We start from the raw sequence: 16,100 nt of genomic DNA, 5'->3' as shown, positions 1-16,100 counted from the left end.
ATTATATATGTCCAATCAATCATCCCATTCTAAGCAATCATCAACTGCTAACGCATCTAGCAGTAACGCATCTACTAGAGACATCGCTGAGCTGATTCGCCAGTTGACGTTAGAGGAAAAGGCAAGTCTCTGTTCCGGGCTAGATTTCTGGCACACCCAACCGATTGAGCGGCTGGGTATTCCATCTGTTATGATGACGGATGGTCCACACGGGTTACGCAAGCAAAGTGAAGGCGGCGACCATCTGGGGCTAAACGACAGCGTACCAGCAACCTGCTTCCCAACAGCAGCAGGTCTGGCGGCATCATGGAATCGCGAGCTGCTGCATGAGGTGGGACAGGCAATCGGCGAAGAGGCACAGGCAGAGCAGGTTGCTGTTGTACTTGGTCCGGGTACGAATATCAAGCGCTCACCATTATGCGGGCGGAATTTTGAATACTTTTCCGAAGATCCGTACCTGTCCTCGGAGCTGGCAACCCATCATATTCAAGGCGTACAAAGTCAACATGTCGGCACATCGCTGAAGCACTTTGCCGCTAACAATCAGGAGGAGCGACGGATGTCGGTCGATACGATTGTTGATGAGCGGACGCTGCGTGAGATCTATCTGGCAAGCTTTGAGGGTGTGGTGAAGCAGGCACAGCCGTGGACCGTCATGTGCTCATACAATAAAGTCAATGGCACCTATGCCGGAGAACATAAGTATCTGCTGACTGATATTTTGCGTAAGGAATGGGGCTTTAAAGGCTTTGTCGTGTCGGACTGGGGTGCGGTCAATGAACGTGTAGATGCACTCAAAGCTGGACTAGAGCTGGAAATGCCTGCGAACGGCGGTATCGGTGACGCCAAAATTGTCGCAGCAGTTAAGGAAGGCAAGCTGGATGAGCAGGTACTGGATCGCGCGGTTGAGCAGGTATTACGCTTTGTGTTCCAAGCGGTGGAACTGCAACAGCCGAATGCTACGTTTGACAAGGATGAGCATCATCAGCTAGCACGTCGTGTTGCTGCCGAGAGCATGGTATTGCTCAAAAACGACAATCAACTACTGCCCTTATCGAAAAGTGGAAAGATTGCCGTAATTGGTGAATTTGCAGTGCAGCCGCGTTATCAAGGTAGTGGCAGCTCGCATATCAACCCTACTCATTTGGATAAGGCGCTGGATGAGATTCGCGGCTTGGTGGGCAGTGATGCCGAGGTAACCTATGAGCCGGGGTATGATCTGGATAGCGATGAGGTAAAAGATGAGCTGGTGCACGATGCAGTGAAGCTAGCAGAAGATGCGGATGTGGTGATTCTATTCACAGGTCTGCCGGATCGTTACGAATCGGAAGGATATGACCGTACTCATCTGGATCTGCCGCTCAATCATCAGCATCTCATTGAGGCACTGGCAGCAGTGCAATCCAATCTCGTAGTAGTATTGAGCAATGGTTCACCAGTAACGATGCCGTGGCTGAATCAGACGGCAGCTGTGCTGGAAGGGTATCTGGGTGGTCAGGCAGGCGGCGGTGCAGCAGCCGATTTGCTATTTGGTGAAATGAATCCAAGCGGTAAGCTGCCAGAGACGTTCCCAGTCAAGCTAAGTGATAATCCATCCTTCCTGTATTTCCCCGGTGAAGGCGATCGGGTGGAGTATCGAGAAGGAATCTTTGTCGGCTATCGGTATTACGATACGAAGCAAGTAGAGCCATTATTTCCTTTTGGCTATGGGCTGAGTTATACGACCTTTGCCTATGACAAGTTACAAGTCAATCGTACGTCGATGACGGATCAAGATACTGTTCAGGTTCAGGTAGAGGTACGTAATACTGGTTCGGTTGCTGGACAGGACATTGTGCAGCTGTATGTGCATGATCCAGAGAGTCGGGTGATTCGTCCAGAGCAGGAGCTAAAAGGCTTCGCTAAGGTTGCATTAGAGCCGGGAGAGAGTAAGGTAGTTGCATTTACACTGGATAAGCGGGCATTTGCTTACTACAATACAGAGCTGCGCGACTGGCATGTGGAATCTGGTGAGTATGAGCTGCGTATTGGCGCATCTTCGCGCGATATTAGATTGAAGCAAACCATTCAGGTAGAATCGACAGTGCAACTAAAAACCGTCTTCCATCGCAATACGATTATCGGTGATATTGCTGACAATCCAGCAACCGCGGATATGGCGGAGGAGCTGGGTAAACGCTCTGGTCTGAATGAGATGATGGGAGATAGCCCTGATCTGCTGCTAGCAATGACGCGCTTTATGCCACTGCGAGCGCTGGTGAATTTTGGACAGGGACAGTATACCGAAGAGATGCTAGATGAAGATGTGAAGCGATTAAACCAGATGATGAAAGACGCAACAAACTAAGCTGCATAAGTATAGTCTAATAGCCGCGTTAAAAAAGAGCCGTATGCTATCTTCAATGGAGGATAAGAAATCTCCATCGAAGGGCATACGGCTCTTTCTGTTTATTCAAATGGAAAATCGGTTGTCAGCCAGCTGGTACGCCCGGCATTTTGTTCATCGGCTGCATTCTTTTTGCCGTATTCTTGTAGCAACTGCCGAAAGCGAGTGAACTTCTTCTCATTGCGCAGATGCACATAGGCACGCTGTAATGACGGATTTTGCAGCAAAGGAATATAATCCTCGGGTTCCATTTCCCATGCTTCACGCTGTATACATTCGATCAGTGCCGGAGCGTGCTGCAAACTGTCCAGATGCTGCAAGCCCTTCATATTATACAACTCCATCTTACGCAGCTTATCCAATGAATCCAGCGCAGGCAGCTCATGAATATGGGGCATGGCACCTATGCGAATATACTGCAAGCCCGTCATCGACGAGAGAAAGTCCAGTTGATCTAGCCCACGAATTTGCGATAGATCGATATACTTGAGCTGTTTTAATTCAGCGAGTGCATCCAGCTGATTCGTGCCACCTGTATAGATTTGTAGCCACCATAGTTCGGATAGCTGCTGTAGAAAGTCTACATTAGGCAGGGTGAGATAGCGTAGGCTTAATTTTTGCAAATGAGTCAGCTGCGCAATCTCTTCGATCTGCTTGCGATGCCCCTCCACCGTCAATTCATGCAATTGCTTAAACCGTGAAATGCCTTGCAGCGATGGCTTTTTGGAAGAAGTCTGTCCCAATGTGAGTGCGTGAAGCTGGGGATTGACCTGCTGTAAAAAGTCAAAGCTGTCTAGTTGATGCAGCTGTACATTCAGTCGTTGTAACTGAGGCAACGCGGCTATCCGATCCAGATTCGTAAATTCACCCTGACAGAGTACTGCCAAACTTCGTAAATTCGGCAACTGCTCCACAAAGGCAAGGTCGCATACCTGCCCATGAAAATGATACGCGCGTATCGTCATATCGGGGCAAGCGGGCAGCAGGATAGTATGGATATAATGGTAGCTTTGCCATTCCAGAGCGGCGGTAAATTGTAGAGTGCGGATAGAAGAGAGACGAGCGATTTCCTTTGCCTCTTCCATCGTCAGCTTGCCGTCTACCTCCACCACACCCGTATTCAAATTGCGATACATACGATCACGTCACCGTCCTGCGTTCGTCAGATGTAGAGCTGTAAGACGTACATGTCATGTCATTCCTATAAAGAATACAGAGATATGGCTGAGCCGATCTCTCATTTATTGTGGAAATGTATATACTTTGTGCTGTTCGATAAACTCCATTTCAGCCGTTTTACCGACAAAATCGTCCTTAGTATCGTTATAGTGCATTAGCTTGATTGTAGCACGAACATCCTGTGGCAGACTGAGTAGCTCGTCCAACGTCGTGTGTACGATGCCCGGTGGATAGAGCTGGCAATCGTGCAGGATGGTGCGTACCCCGCGTTCATAAACAAGATGCTCCAGCAGCTGCGGCTGAAACTTCATATCAGCGCTGTAAAAGGTCGTATCGTTGATCAGCACGGAGTAGCTGTTCTTACCATCGATATGCGGAGTCTGGATCAGCTCAATCTTCAAACCGGGCGATAGCTGCACCGGATGTTCAGCAACGAGTGGCTTCACATCAAATACATCCTCAATGCGCTCAATACCGTCCTGACTCATACCGCCGCTCAGTGTATTGTCCCAGAGTGGACGAATCAAAGGGCTGGCGATGTACAATACTGGCTTGCGTTGATGCACAAAATGCCCCCGAAATCCGATCTCCTCCAAGCCACCGACATGATCACCGTGAATATGCGAAATCAGAATACTATCAATGTCCGTAATCTCCTTGCCCAGTTCATGTAGCGCTATCGGTGCTGTAATGCCGCAGTCAATCATTAGCGTATAATCGTCCGCATGGACAAGCGCATTGTTATTGTAATATTTCTTGGCAAACGCATTGCCGGTTCCTAGCATCTGTAGTGTAATTGTCATGATGATCCTCCTCGTCAACGTTCCAATATACAAGCGATAGATATGCCTTAACTGTACCATATTCTTAACATGGACCAAAATATGCCGTAATCTGCTGCATCACAAGATGTCCAATTAGAAAACATACAGGATAGCAACGAAAACACTGGTGCAAAGGAAGCGTTCTGGATACAATGGAAGTACGGGTTACCTACATAATGAACATCCGAAAATAACATGACGCCTATCGACGTATTCATGCTGTTTTCAATGCTGTTTTCGGTGCAAAAGGTTACAAATTTTTTACCGCAACAGAACGCGTAATGCGGAGTATACATGTATAGAAGATCAGCATGGTTCTCATGCTTGACATATCGTTGAAGGAGGAGCAGTAAATGAAATGGAAAACAATAGCAGCCCTCACCCTGACTTTCTTTTTGATGGGAAGCTCGGTGCTGTTCGCGGATGCCGCCTATCAGCAGGTTCGCGTCTGGATCAATGGCAATGAAGTGGATGGAGGCTCCTATATCATTGACGGCAAAACCTATGTGCCGTTGCGTGAAATCGACGGTTTAGTCGATTTTGACAATGAAGCCAAAACCGTCAAGCTGTATAAGCCGAACGTACATATCTTTTTATTCAAGGGAGATACCGCTTTCGGTAATGTAAACAAAGGAAAAGTAAAATTTAACGTGTTTACTCAGGTGGACAATCTGAGCACGGATATTTCTGCCGTGAAGGTAGCGATTACCGACCCTTCCGGTAGCGAGAAAGACATCCAGAGTCAAAACATCTCCCAGCAGAAAGACAACTTCTGGTTCCGAACCTACGATTTTACGTATAACTTCGCAACGACAGGGCAATATACCGTTGGCTTTTATATGAAAAAATCCGGTGCCAGCGACTACACACTTGTTTCCCAAAAAGTCATCACTGCGCTTAACTAATTACATCGAACAATGCCACTAATCGATGTGCATGGTTCAATTGACCTGTACAGGCTAAAGTGGTACGATACACAGGTGTTATTTTTAACTTCCGGGCAGTTCATCTCCGGACAGAAGCGGAAACGGACCGTTCGGCAGCGTCATGTCCGAACACCCGATAGATTGATGGAAACCGGGAAATATGTGCGTGAGTATAAAGATATCATATCCCAAATATAATTAAAGGTAGGTTATATCCATGAGCGACAAGCATGTACATGATGAGAATTGCAACCATGATCACGATCATGACCACGAGCATGAAGAGTACGTCCTGACCCTGACCGACGAAGAAGGCAACGATGTCGAGATGGTAATGGTCGAAACATTCGACGTAGGCGAAAAGCTGTACGCCCTGCTGCTGGAACGCGGTAACCCTGAAGCAGACGGCTACATCATGCGTCTTGAAGAAGAAGAAGACGGTATGGTTCTGGCAAACATCGAAGATGAAGCCGAATGGAAAGCCGTAGAACAAGCCTACGAAGAACTGGTAGCCCAGTCCGAAGAAGGTTAATTCACTACACCATAACGACACTTCCATCGTACCAAACGATAACGTGTCTTACAGTTCAAACAAAAAAGGACTTCATCCTTATGGATCGAAGTCCTTTTTGTTATTCCTATCCCTTCCCGAAGCGGTTCCCGCTGCTAACACCACGAGTTAAATAATCGCATCCGCCTCCACGATTACTTTTACATTACGCACTGTGCGATCCTCAGGACCTTTCACTGGCAATCCGACTTTTACATGATCTGTAATATAGTCGATATTTTCCTGCGAAATGACCTCGCCCGGCAGCAGAATCGGAATGCCCGGCGGATATACATAAATAAACTCGGCAATAATACGCTCGGCAGCTTCTGCCAGCGGAATCGTTTCGGTATCGCCATAGAACGCATCGCGTGGCGTAATTGCCAGTAGCGGAATCTCTGGAATCTTCACGACCAATTCCTTGATCTCGCGACCGGAACCGTGGAACTCGGCAGACATTGCTGTCAGTGCTTGTACCAGCGTCTCTACGCTATCCTCTGTATCACCCGGCGTTACCAGACAGAGGATATTGTACATATCGCTCATCTCGATCTCCAGATTGAAATGATCGCGCAGCCAGTTTTCCGCATCATAACCGGTAATGCCCAGATGACGAATATGGATCGTCAGCTTGGTCTGATCATAATTGAAGGTTGCTTCGCCGCCTAGCAATTCCTCGCCAAAGCAGTACAGCCCTTCGATTTCGTTAATCCGGCGACGCGTCTTTTGTGCCAATGCGATGGCACGCTCGGCAATCTCATGACCATTCAGCGCCAGATTACGACGCGACGTGTCCAGTGAAGCGAGCAAAATATAGGAAGTCGATGTTGTGGTGAGCATACTGATAATGGTTTGCACACGTTGCGGGTTTACATGCCCATTTTTTACATTCACGTTCAGCACAGAGCTTTGCGTCATCGAACCGCCCAGCTTGTGTACGCTCGTTGCAGCCATATCAGCACCAGCAGCCATTGCGGATACCGGCAGCTTTTCATGAAAATGGATCAGTACCCCATGAGCCTCGTCTACCAGCACGGGTACACCGCGACTGTGAGCCAGTTCCACAATTTCCTTCAGATCGGCACATACGCCGAAATACGTCGGATTGATCACCAGTACGCCTTTGGCGTCAGGATGGCGATCCAGTGCACGGCGGACCGATGAGGTCGTAATGCCGTGGTCGATTCCGAGATTTTCGTCACGCACTGGCGAAACGAAAATCGGTTTGGCGCCGGCGAAAATAATCGCTGCCATGATCGATTTGTGCACGTTACGCGGTACGATAATTTTATCGCCCGGCGTGCATACCGTCATGATCATCGTCATAATCGCACTGCTTGTTCCCTGCACAGAGAAGTAGGTATAGTCGGAGCCGAACGCGTCAGCTGCGAGCTTCTGCGCCCTCTCAATAACCCCCATCGGCTGATGAAGATCGTCAAGCGGCGCAATGTTGATCAGATCTATGGAAAGGGCATTGTCGCCAATAAACTCTCGGAACTCCTGATCACTGCCGAGTCCTTTTTTATGTCCCGGAATGTGAAATTGAACGGGATTGCTGGCCGCATGCTGCTTGAGAGCAGTGAAAAGCGGGGTTTGCGTGTGATCCATTTTAAGCTGTCACAACCTTTCGAAATTGGATTTAGAGTCGATTTTAAGTCTAGCTTTGAAAAACCAAACAAAAATGAGTATAGCAAAAAGAGGGGGGAATGCAATAGTTATCTTATGGCAGATTTTCGTCAAATCCGTGTAAAGCCCTATATATAAGGAAATATGGACCTGATGGAAGGAAGCAGGGAAACTTGCTGAGGTGGCTTTGGTGTGTGATACAATGGTTGGAGATGGCATGAAATCCGTAGCATGAAGGGAGTAGTGAATGTCCTCCATTTCATATGAGACTGCACAACAATCTGCATCCAGACGCCAGCGCAATCGGCTACTGTTTGTGTATTTGTGGCTGCTTATTTTTTTTGTAGAATTTGTAAAAGGCGGATTGCTTGTTACGTTGCTGCCACTGTATATGGGACATCGGCTTGGATTACCGGCGTTTGCAATCGGTATCGCTTTTGCCTGTCAGTATGTAGGGGATAATGCACTACGTAGTCCGGCAGGATGGCTGGCGGAACGGCTGGGCTTCCGTATGGTGATGACACTGGGGATGCTGCTTATTCTGGGCGCAGTTATCGTGATGTCTACGGTGCAGCAGCAGGGCTGGCTGATTGTAGCCTGTGCCGCCATGGGCATCGGCAGTGCACCGCTCTGGCCATGCGTCATGTCCAAAATCACTGATATTTCGAGTGAGACCGGCAATTATGGTACACATATGAGTATTATTGAGATCGCTTCGCTGGGAGGAGCGGGCTTAGGACCGGTCGTGATGAATGCGTTGAATGGCGACTCCTATGTATTCTCATTCGGCATTTTGTTGCTCTGTATGATTATCGTCGTAGTCGTGGCACTATTTTTACCGGGACGTCGTCATAGCAGCAATACTCACCTTCACACTTCGGAAGTGAAAGGAGAAGAGGGAGAGGATTCCGTGTCGTCTGCGTCTCGGACTGGGAATGCTACAGCCACTTCGGCTCACAACGATGCAGCAGCATCTTTACCGGAGCGTCAATCAGGAGAAAGCAAGCTTCATTATTATATACAGCTGCTGCGCTCACTGCGTATTCATCCGCTCCTATATCCGGCGCTGTTTATGCAGTCCTTTGCACTTGGCGTCTTGACGCCGATCATTACGTTATATGTAGTGAGCGAGCTGGGATTAACACCTGCGTATTTCAACGCTCTATTAATCGGTGGTGGTGCGATAACGGTGCTGGGCTTGATTCCGGCAGGGCGGCTGATTGATAAGGTCGGTAGTAAGTTCTTTTTGCGTATCGGCTTTTTGATGGCAGCGTCGGCATTGATCGGATTGGCATCGACCATGCAGCTGTTCTGGATCTGGGTTTTTGTTCTATGTGCTGGATTCAGCTATGCGATGATTTTGCCAGCATGGAATTCGCTACTTGCCAATCTCGTTCCGGCGAAGGAAAAAGGAGCGGTGTGGGGACTATTTCTAACCTTACAAGGTTCTGGACTCGTTATCGGACCGATTATATCTGGCAAGCTGTGGGACAGCATCAGTCCACAGGCGCCATTTTATGTGAGTGCTAGTGCAATGCTGCTGCTGTTTATCATTCATTATATTATGATCCGGCAACGCCCCGATATTCGCTAACAAAAGAAATGTCCGCCCCGTATCATTAACGGTTGCGGACATTTCTTTTTTATTGGCACATGAATGAGTCATATGCCTTATTGTCATCAGGCAAACGCCATCTTGTATAATGGAAGTAGCTGTTCAAATGTATCTTCGACGGTTTTGACGAATGTCTCGCCGTCCTGTAACAATGGATCGTCCTTATCGAGTCGCAGCCCACAGATGATTTCGGATTTTTTTACCTGCTGTAAGCGTTCAGCCATATCTAGCAGTGCCTGATCGGACAGCTCCGATTGAGGGGTACCCTGCGGCGACATATGATCTGGCGACCAATAGAAATGATCGGGTACAGCATGTTTTACTTTGTTCAAATGTTCTGTCATCGCGCGACCAAAATCTACTTTGCGCGGGCTTTCATATATAATGGCAAATACGACAAACACATGGCTACCGAACATGCCGACTTCAAAATGGGGAAGGGCTTTGTAGCCGCGTTTATTCGCTGCCCATGCGACCCAAGTGTCCTTAGGTGGATTCACGGTGCGTCTTGCATGTTTGGCGACGTGTACGAACATTTCTTCGCCACATAGCGTGGATAGATGCGGTTGCAGCTGTTCACCAAGCGTAGTCAGCTTGGGACGTACACGCTCAATCAATGCTTCCATGCGAGGTTCCAGACCGTCGATGGAAAATACGTCAAAGTCTTTGGCGGTAAAGCCGGGAAATGTATGTTCTGTCGTTTGCTTCATCAGGGGGACAGCCTCTCTTTCGTATACAGGTTGTTATCGATCTACGAGATCATCTACCAGCTATAATAGCATATTCTACTCCGTATATTTCATGAAGATTACATGTGTACCGCCGTTTACTGCTTAGAGAAACGAGCAAACGGGTAAAAAATAATCAAGCTATTCCGGTAAATGAAAACGTGGACACCAGTCGTTGCTGAACGATTCGGCTGACTGACACAGTTAGGAAGATTCTTATATCTATATCGGTTTCCGTTTCATTTCCCACCCACTAACATGTTCAACCATTGTCACTACAGATTAGGAACACGATTGCTTCCATTGTCTGCTGAATCCCATAACTATTCATTCCTATAAATGATAGCAAACACGATCGTTTTATCGTTGCTGTTTCAATGAAATCCAATGCCCGTTTGCGTTTCGCACCTAACGCCCAAAAGGAGGGATTACTGTGAACAAGAGCTATGAAGTGGAATATTGTAATGTGGAACTGCGTTTTGAACGCCGGGATATCCAGAATCTGATCCGTGATCTGATCAAAGAAGGTTATTCCCTCTACTGGCGCGAAACTGACGACTCATTCATCGTATCGATTCGGACGAACAATCATATGACCAAGCTTCGTTTCCAACAGACGCAGGAAGGGTACAAGTTGATCGGCGATTACCGCATTCATGATGCACGTTTGGCAGAATGGATGGAAAAGCTGATTGGCGATACCAAAGGTCATGCGATCGTCAAACGTTTCCGCGATCAACAGATTCTGGTCGAAAATATTCTGTTCGGTGAAGTGATTCGCATGGTGGAAATTTCCGGCTTTGAACAGCGCATTCTGTATCAGAAGGAATCCACACCAACACGCGAGTCACTGAACACGTTGTATATGTCGATGGAGGGCGAGCAGCGCATTGCGTCGATTGAAGATCAAATCGATGAGTCGCTTGACCGTCTGAATGCAGCGCTCAAAGCAGGCGATACCGAGACTGCTGAGGCATGTAAAAAAATGTTGGAAAATCTGCGTTTCGAGTTAATTCGTTTGGAAAAGTAAAGTATAAGGCGTGATCTACGTATGAATCGTAAAAATAGTTAGAATTTTACACAAAAATTCAACGTTTTTATGAATTTTAACGGGATCACGCCTTTGGACTTTCTTTATATCCATAAAACATGTAAAATGTTGAATGGACTCACATGAAAGATTCAAAATGAGGAAATACAAATACCGAAGTAAAGGATGGAGAACCGGAAATGTCCAAACAACAAATTGGCGTCGTTGGTCTTGCCGTAATGGGTAAGAACCTGGCTCTTAACATCGAAAGCAAAGGGTTTAGCGTAGCTGTATTTAACCGCTCCCCACAAAAAACGCACGATCTGCTGGAAGAAGCCAAAGGCAAAAATCTGGTCGGCACCTTCTCGATTGAGGAATTCGTACAATCGCTGGAAGTTCCGCGCAAAATCCTGATCATGGTTCAGGCAGGCCCGGCAACTGATGCTACAATCGAGCAACTGGTTCCACATCTGGATCAAGGCGATATTATTATCGATGGCGGTAACGCGCATTTCCCTGATACACAGCGCCGCAGCAAAGAACTGGAAGACAAAGGTTTCCGCTTTATCGGTGCCGGAGTATCCGGTGGCGAAGAAGGCGCCCTGAAAGGTCCAGCAATTATGCCGGGCGGACAGGAAAGTGCCTACAAGCTGGTTGAACCAATTCTGACTTCCATCTCTGCACATGTAGAGGGTGATCCGTGCTGTACATATATCGGACCGGACGGTGCAGGCCACTATGTAAAAATGGTTCACAACGGTATCGAGTATGGCGACATGCAGCTGATCGGCGAAGCATATAATCTGCTCACATCCGTATTGGGTGCAGACACTAAAGAACTGCATTCCATTTTCGATGAGTGGAACAAAGGCGAGCTGGACAGCTACCTGATTGAAATTACAACTGATATCTTTACCAAATATGACGAAGAAACTGGCAAACCGATGGTTGATGTAATCCTCGATGCTGCTGGTCAAAAAGGTACAGGTAAATGGACGAGCCAAAGTGCACTGGATCTCGGCGTGCCACTGTCCATGATTACCGAATCTGTATTTGCACGCTTCCTGTCCGCGATCAAAGAAGAACGCGTAGCAGCAAGCAAAATCCTGAGCGGTCCAAAAACCGAAGCGTTCTCTGGCGACAAAGCCGAGTTCATCGAAGCGATCCGCAAAGCACTGTACGCATCCAAAATCGTATCGTATGCACAAGGCTTCGCTCAAATGCGCGCCGCGTCCGACGAATACGGCTGGGATCTGAAATACGGCAACATCGCTATGATCTTCCGCGGCGGTTGCATCATTCGTTCCCGCTTCCTGCAAAACATCAAAGACGCATACGACAAAGACGGCGGCCTGAAAAACCTGCTGCTTGACGACTACTTCAAAAACATCGTCGAAAACTACCAAGACGCATGGCGTGAAGTCGTTGCGACTGCTGTAAAATACGGTATCCCAGTTCCAGGCTTCTCCAGCGCACTGGCATACTTCGACAGCTACCGCACCGAGCGCCTGCCAGCTAACCTGCTGCAAGCACAACGCGACTACTTCGGCGCCCACACCTTCAAACGCGTGGACAAAGAAGGCACATTCCACTACGAGTGGATGAACTAATTTTCACATCATATCTACAATCAGCTTTCGCCAGAAAGCAAGATTCCCAAAGGAGCGGATACCCATCCGCTCCTTTTTTATATCCCATACTTCTTGTTTTTCTCTGCTACTCCCCCACCATACGGTGAATCTGCTTTGGTGCAAGCAGCACGGAACGAAGGGAAGGAAATAAGGGGAAAGGGCGACTTTGGAGATACTAGAATCTACAGTACCTCTTCATTCGTAGATTCTAGTATCTCCACCCGAGCCCGTCCCCTTATTCCTTCCCGAAGTGGACCCTGCCCAGCACCCAATCCCAGTTCCCCACATCCCCACCCAAAGGATTGTCTAAACTTTCCCCCATATGGTATGATGTGTGGAACAAAACAGATGCTGAAAGAGGTGTGCACATTGCATCAGGAAAGTGAAATTCAGCATGCCAACATCATTCTCGTCGGCATGATGGGAACAGGTAAGACAACCGTCGGCACGCTACTGGCAGATCGGCTAGACTATCCACTGGTTGATATGGATACGGTCATTGCTGAAAAGGAAGGAATGTCTGTACAGGAAATTTTCCGTATTCATGGCGAAGCCTATTTCCGCGATTTGGAAAGCCGTGTATTGGAAGAAGTGCTGCACCAAACGGGACAGATCGTTTCCACCGGAGGCGGCTGCGTACTGCGTGAAGGTAACCGTACGATCATGCTGGACAAAGGACTGGTCGTCGCATTGACTGCCGATGTAGATCATATCGTAAATCGTGTTGCCGGAGACGAGAATCGTCCATTGCTGGCTGGGGATACACGTGAACGGGTACGTACCATCATGGAAGAACGCAAAGAGGTGTATCAATTCGCACATGTTACCGTGGATACTTCGCTACTGACCCCAGATGAAGTCACTTCGCAGGTTTTAGCACGTTACCGCGTTCAAGCTTCTTAGATTTTAGGCGTAGAAGTGGAGGGTTAGCATCATGGATGAGCAACAACAGCACAAGCCAGAGGGAATTCAGCAGTTTGAAGCCGCCTTTGCTCCTGAGGTACTGGATGTAATTGTGCTGATTGGCAGTACCGGCTTCACGCGTAGCTGTATGTTTGATGAAGAGTACTGGACGGGCGTGATCGGTCTAAACGGTTGGCGTTTGCATGATCAGGATCAGATACAGACTGGATCGTTCACCTTGCTGGTCAAGGATGAGGTGCAGGTACTGGATCGTTATGCAGAGCAGATCCAATCAGATCGTTTATATCGTCTCAAAGTGCGGCGTAACGGCAACCGATTTTTGCTTGTCGAATGGTTAGCGGAGATTGACCCGTTTGAAGATCCAGGTCTGGAATCGATGCTGCAAGAGCAGATGGAGCATGTGTCTTTGCAGGATGCGCGTTTGGGTACATTGACGCTGAATCGAATGGTGCAAACCTTTGACACTGAGTTGAATTGGCTGGGGCAACCAGTACGGATCAGCATCGAACAGAGTGAAGGAGAATCCTTGCAGCAGCAGTTGCAAATCGCCTATCACTTGCTGGATCAGGCGCCGCAGTGGGATGAACGTATTCGTACCTTTGCAGCCAAACAACTGACAGAACTCAAAAATGACAGCTGGTTAGAGGAAGACGAGCAGCCGCTCACAGAAGCAGCGTTCGCCAAGCGTCTACAGTTGGACGATATTACGATTACGCCGAATGGCTATTCCTTCTGGTTTCACGATAATGGTCTATTCTGGGGTCATGTGGTTTATGTAGATGGTACAACTGAAGAGGGACCGAATCACGCGCAAATTGCGGGTTAAAGCATAATGCCGTTTCTCTAGAAAGTATACACGTGGGCGTAGCATGTACATCCAGCAACCATGAAAAAGGGCGGGGAGCTTATTCGCCCTCCACCCATTCAATCATACCGCCTGACATATTCAAGCAGTTATCATAGCCATTCTCACTCAAATATTCGCGTACGCGCTCGCTGCGATAACCGCTACGGCAGATGAGCACTACTTCGGTATCAGAGCTGATTTCGTCCAAACGTGATGGAATCTGACCCATCGGAATATGCTGTGCACCTTCGATCATGCCTTGATTCACTTCTTCAACCTCACGAACATCGATCAGCTGGAACTTGTCACCAGCTGCAATGCGTTGACGAAGTTCTTCTGTCGTAATCTGCGTTTCTCTGGACATAGTTATACCCTCTATTCATGAAATGGAATTGTATACAAAAGAGAATCTATTTTCATCATACCGGGCATGGCGTACCCTGTCAATTGCATGCAAAAGCGGGGAAAAGTACCGTACCGGTCATCTAAATTCAACCTATAAGGAGCTTAAACCATGGATGTTATCGTTACCCCTACCCCGGAATTAAAAGGGGAAATTGGAGCATTATCTTCCAAAAACTACACGACACGCTACCTGCTCGTCGCTGCACTGGCTGACGGTACAAGTACAATTCATTTCCCAGCACATAGCGAGGATAGCGATGCAATGCGTCGTTGTATCCGCGATCTAGGCGCTGTACTGGAAGAGGATGAGCAGAAAATTGTTATTACCGGATTTGGCAGCAAGCCCCGTGATGTAAAAGAACTGAATGTAGGCAATGCAGGAGCAGTACTTCGTTTTCTGATGGCGATTGCTGCCTTGTGTCCAGAGGTGACATTTGTAAATACATACCCAGATTCGCTGGGTAAACGTCCGCATGACGATCTGATTGAATCGCTTGGTCAACTGGGTGTCGAGGTGGAGCACCAGAATGGTCGTCTGCCGATTACGATCCGTGGTGGACAGCCGAAGGGCGGCAAGATCACGGTATCTGGTAGTGTCAGTTCCCAGTACCTGAGCGCGCTGCTGTTCCTGACTCCGCTGCTAGAAGAAGACAGTGAGATTACCGTTCTGCACGATCTAAAATCCAAAGTTGTTGTCGGTCAAACGCTAGAGGTTCTAGCACAGGCAGGCATCGTAATCGAAGCGAGCGACGATCTGATGCACTATCGTGTACGTGGTCGCCAGCAGTATAAGGCGCAGGAATACATTGTTCAAGGCGACTACCCGGGTTCGGCTGCCGTGCTGGCTGCTGCTGCTGTAACGAACTCTGACGTGATTATTCACCGTCTGCCAGTAGAGAGCAAGCAGGGCGAGAAGGCGGTTGTCGACGTTTTGCAAATGATGCAGGTTCCGCTGACGCATGACAATGACATCGTACACGTAAAAGGCAATGCAACGCTAAAAGCGGTAGAATTTGACGGTGATGCTGCAACGGATGCGGTACTGGCTATGGTCGCTGCCGCTGTTTTCGCAGAAGGTACATCCCGTTTCTATAATGTAGAAAACCTACGTTACAAAGAATGCGACCGAATTACGGACTACCTGAACGAGCTGCGCAAAGCAGGGGCAAATGTGGAGGAGCGTCAAGCAGAGATCATCGTGCACGGTCGTCCAGAAGGCGTCGAAGGCGGCGTAACGATTGATGCGCATTATGATCATCGAGTGATTATGGCGCTGTCGATTGTCGGTCTGCGTGCCAAAGCGCCGATTCGTATTCAAGATGCTCATCACGTCGCCAAATCGTATCCGCAGTACTTTGATCATATCGCTGCGCTTGGCGCAAAGGTAGAATGGGTATAGGATAGAACGGTAACAATCCTACTACATGGA

Annotated in this window: 14 protein-coding genes; 9 read left to right on the top strand and 5 right to left on the bottom strand. The window is 48.1% G+C overall.

What is annotated here, in order from left to right; genetic code table 11:
• The first annotated feature begins 7 nt into the window (after positions 1 to 7).
• Entirely contained in the window at positions 8 to 2,347 is a 2,340-nt protein-coding gene (locus tag ABXR35_RS11810) for a glycoside hydrolase family 3 C-terminal domain-containing protein (RefSeq protein WP_367059954.1), read from the top strand.
• A 101-nt stretch (positions 2,348 to 2,448) separates the two neighbouring features.
• Here ABXR35_RS11810 and ABXR35_RS11805 read toward each other — a convergent pair whose 3' ends face one another.
• Both ABXR35_RS11805 and ABXR35_RS11800 read right to left on the bottom strand, forming a co-directional pair.
• Positions 2,449 to 3,522 carry a leucine-rich repeat domain-containing protein gene (locus ABXR35_RS11805; RefSeq protein WP_367059951.1) on the bottom strand — a complete coding sequence of 358 codons (1,074 nt, stop codon included), beginning with the start codon at positions 3,520 to 3,522 and terminating at the stop codon, positions 2,449 to 2,451.
• Between the two features lie 105 nt (positions 3,523 to 3,627).
• Complete coding sequence (locus ABXR35_RS11800; protein ID WP_367059948.1) at positions 3,628 to 4,368, bottom strand: MBL fold metallo-hydrolase; 741 nt, start codon at positions 4,366 to 4,368, stop codon at positions 3,628 to 3,630.
• A 374-nt stretch (positions 4,369 to 4,742) separates the two neighbouring features.
• Here ABXR35_RS11800 and ABXR35_RS11795 point away from each other — a divergent pair, with 374 nt between their 5' ends.
• Together ABXR35_RS11795 and ABXR35_RS11790 are read left to right on the top strand one after the other, a co-directional pair.
• Positions 4,743 to 5,294, top strand: a complete 552-nt coding sequence (locus tag ABXR35_RS11795) for a stalk domain-containing protein (protein WP_367059945.1) — start codon at positions 4,743 to 4,745, stop codon at positions 5,292 to 5,294.
• A gap of 238 nt (positions 5,295 to 5,532) precedes the next feature.
• Positions 5,533 to 5,847 carry a DUF1292 domain-containing protein gene (locus ABXR35_RS11790; protein WP_367059942.1) on the top strand — a complete coding sequence of 105 codons (315 nt, stop codon included), beginning with the start codon at positions 5,533 to 5,535 and terminating at the stop codon, positions 5,845 to 5,847.
• 147 nt (positions 5,848 to 5,994) lie between these two features.
• Here the strand turns inward: ABXR35_RS11790 and ABXR35_RS11785 are convergent, their stop codons facing one another.
• Positions 5,995 to 7,473, bottom strand: a complete 1,479-nt coding sequence (locus tag ABXR35_RS11785) for an aminotransferase class I/II-fold pyridoxal phosphate-dependent enzyme (RefSeq protein WP_367059939.1) — start codon at positions 7,471 to 7,473, stop codon at positions 5,995 to 5,997.
• A gap of 265 nt (positions 7,474 to 7,738) precedes the next feature.
• Here ABXR35_RS11785 and ABXR35_RS11780 point away from each other — a divergent pair, with 265 nt between their 5' ends.
• Complete coding sequence (locus tag ABXR35_RS11780) at positions 7,739 to 9,085, top strand: MFS transporter (protein WP_367059936.1); 1,347 nt, start codon at positions 7,739 to 7,741, stop codon at positions 9,083 to 9,085.
• A gap of 86 nt (positions 9,086 to 9,171) precedes the next feature.
• Here ABXR35_RS11780 and ABXR35_RS11775 read toward each other — a convergent pair whose 3' ends face one another.
• The gene (locus tag ABXR35_RS11775; protein ID WP_367059933.1) at positions 9,172 to 9,816 is read right to left on the bottom strand and encodes a YktB family protein; all 645 of its coding nucleotides are present in this window, start codon (positions 9,814 to 9,816) and stop codon (positions 9,172 to 9,174) included.
• A gap of 451 nt (positions 9,817 to 10,267) precedes the next feature.
• Here ABXR35_RS11775 and ABXR35_RS11770 point away from each other — a divergent pair, with 451 nt between their 5' ends.
• The 4 genes from ABXR35_RS11770 to ABXR35_RS11755 all read left to right on the top strand — a co-directional run bounded on the left by ABXR35_RS11770 (position 10,268) and on the right by ABXR35_RS11755 (position 14,245).
• A complete protein-coding gene (locus ABXR35_RS11770; RefSeq protein ID WP_367059930.1) occupies positions 10,268 to 10,864 on the top strand; it encodes a YkzI domain-containing protein in 597 nt (198 codons plus the stop codon).
• Between the two features lie 200 nt (positions 10,865 to 11,064).
• Positions 11,065 to 12,474: an NADP-dependent phosphogluconate dehydrogenase gene (gnd, locus tag ABXR35_RS11765; RefSeq protein ID WP_367059927.1), complete on the top strand. Its 1,410-nt coding sequence runs from the start codon at positions 11,065 to 11,067 to the stop codon at positions 12,472 to 12,474.
• A gap of 369 nt (positions 12,475 to 12,843) precedes the next feature.
• A complete protein-coding gene (locus ABXR35_RS11760) occupies positions 12,844 to 13,398 on the top strand; it encodes a shikimate kinase (RefSeq protein ID WP_367059924.1) in 555 nt (184 codons plus the stop codon).
• A 31-nt stretch (positions 13,399 to 13,429) separates the two neighbouring features.
• Positions 13,430 to 14,245, top strand: a complete 816-nt coding sequence (locus tag ABXR35_RS11755; RefSeq protein WP_367059921.1) for a DUF2262 domain-containing protein — start codon at positions 13,430 to 13,432, stop codon at positions 14,243 to 14,245.
• A 79-nt stretch (positions 14,246 to 14,324) separates the two neighbouring features.
• Here the strand turns inward: ABXR35_RS11755 and ABXR35_RS11750 are convergent, their stop codons facing one another.
• The gene (locus ABXR35_RS11750; RefSeq protein ID WP_367059918.1) at positions 14,325 to 14,630 is read right to left on the bottom strand and encodes a rhodanese-like domain-containing protein; all 306 of its coding nucleotides are present in this window, start codon (positions 14,628 to 14,630) and stop codon (positions 14,325 to 14,327) included.
• Between the two features lie 150 nt (positions 14,631 to 14,780).
• Here ABXR35_RS11750 and aroA point away from each other — a divergent pair, with 150 nt between their 5' ends.
• Positions 14,781 to 16,070 (top strand): 3-phosphoshikimate 1-carboxyvinyltransferase, encoded by a 1,290-nt coding sequence (aroA, locus tag ABXR35_RS11745; RefSeq protein ID WP_367059915.1) that lies wholly within the window; start codon positions 14,781 to 14,783, stop codon positions 16,068 to 16,070.
• The last annotated feature ends 30 nt before the right edge of the window (positions 16,071 to 16,100 follow it).

Origin of the sequence: Paenibacillus sp. JQZ6Y-1 (assembly GCF_040719145.1) — a bacterium.
GTDB lineage: Bacteria > Bacillota > Bacilli > Paenibacillales > Paenibacillaceae > Saccharibacillus > Saccharibacillus kandeliae.
This window is presented reverse-complemented; position numbering and strand designations above follow the sequence as displayed.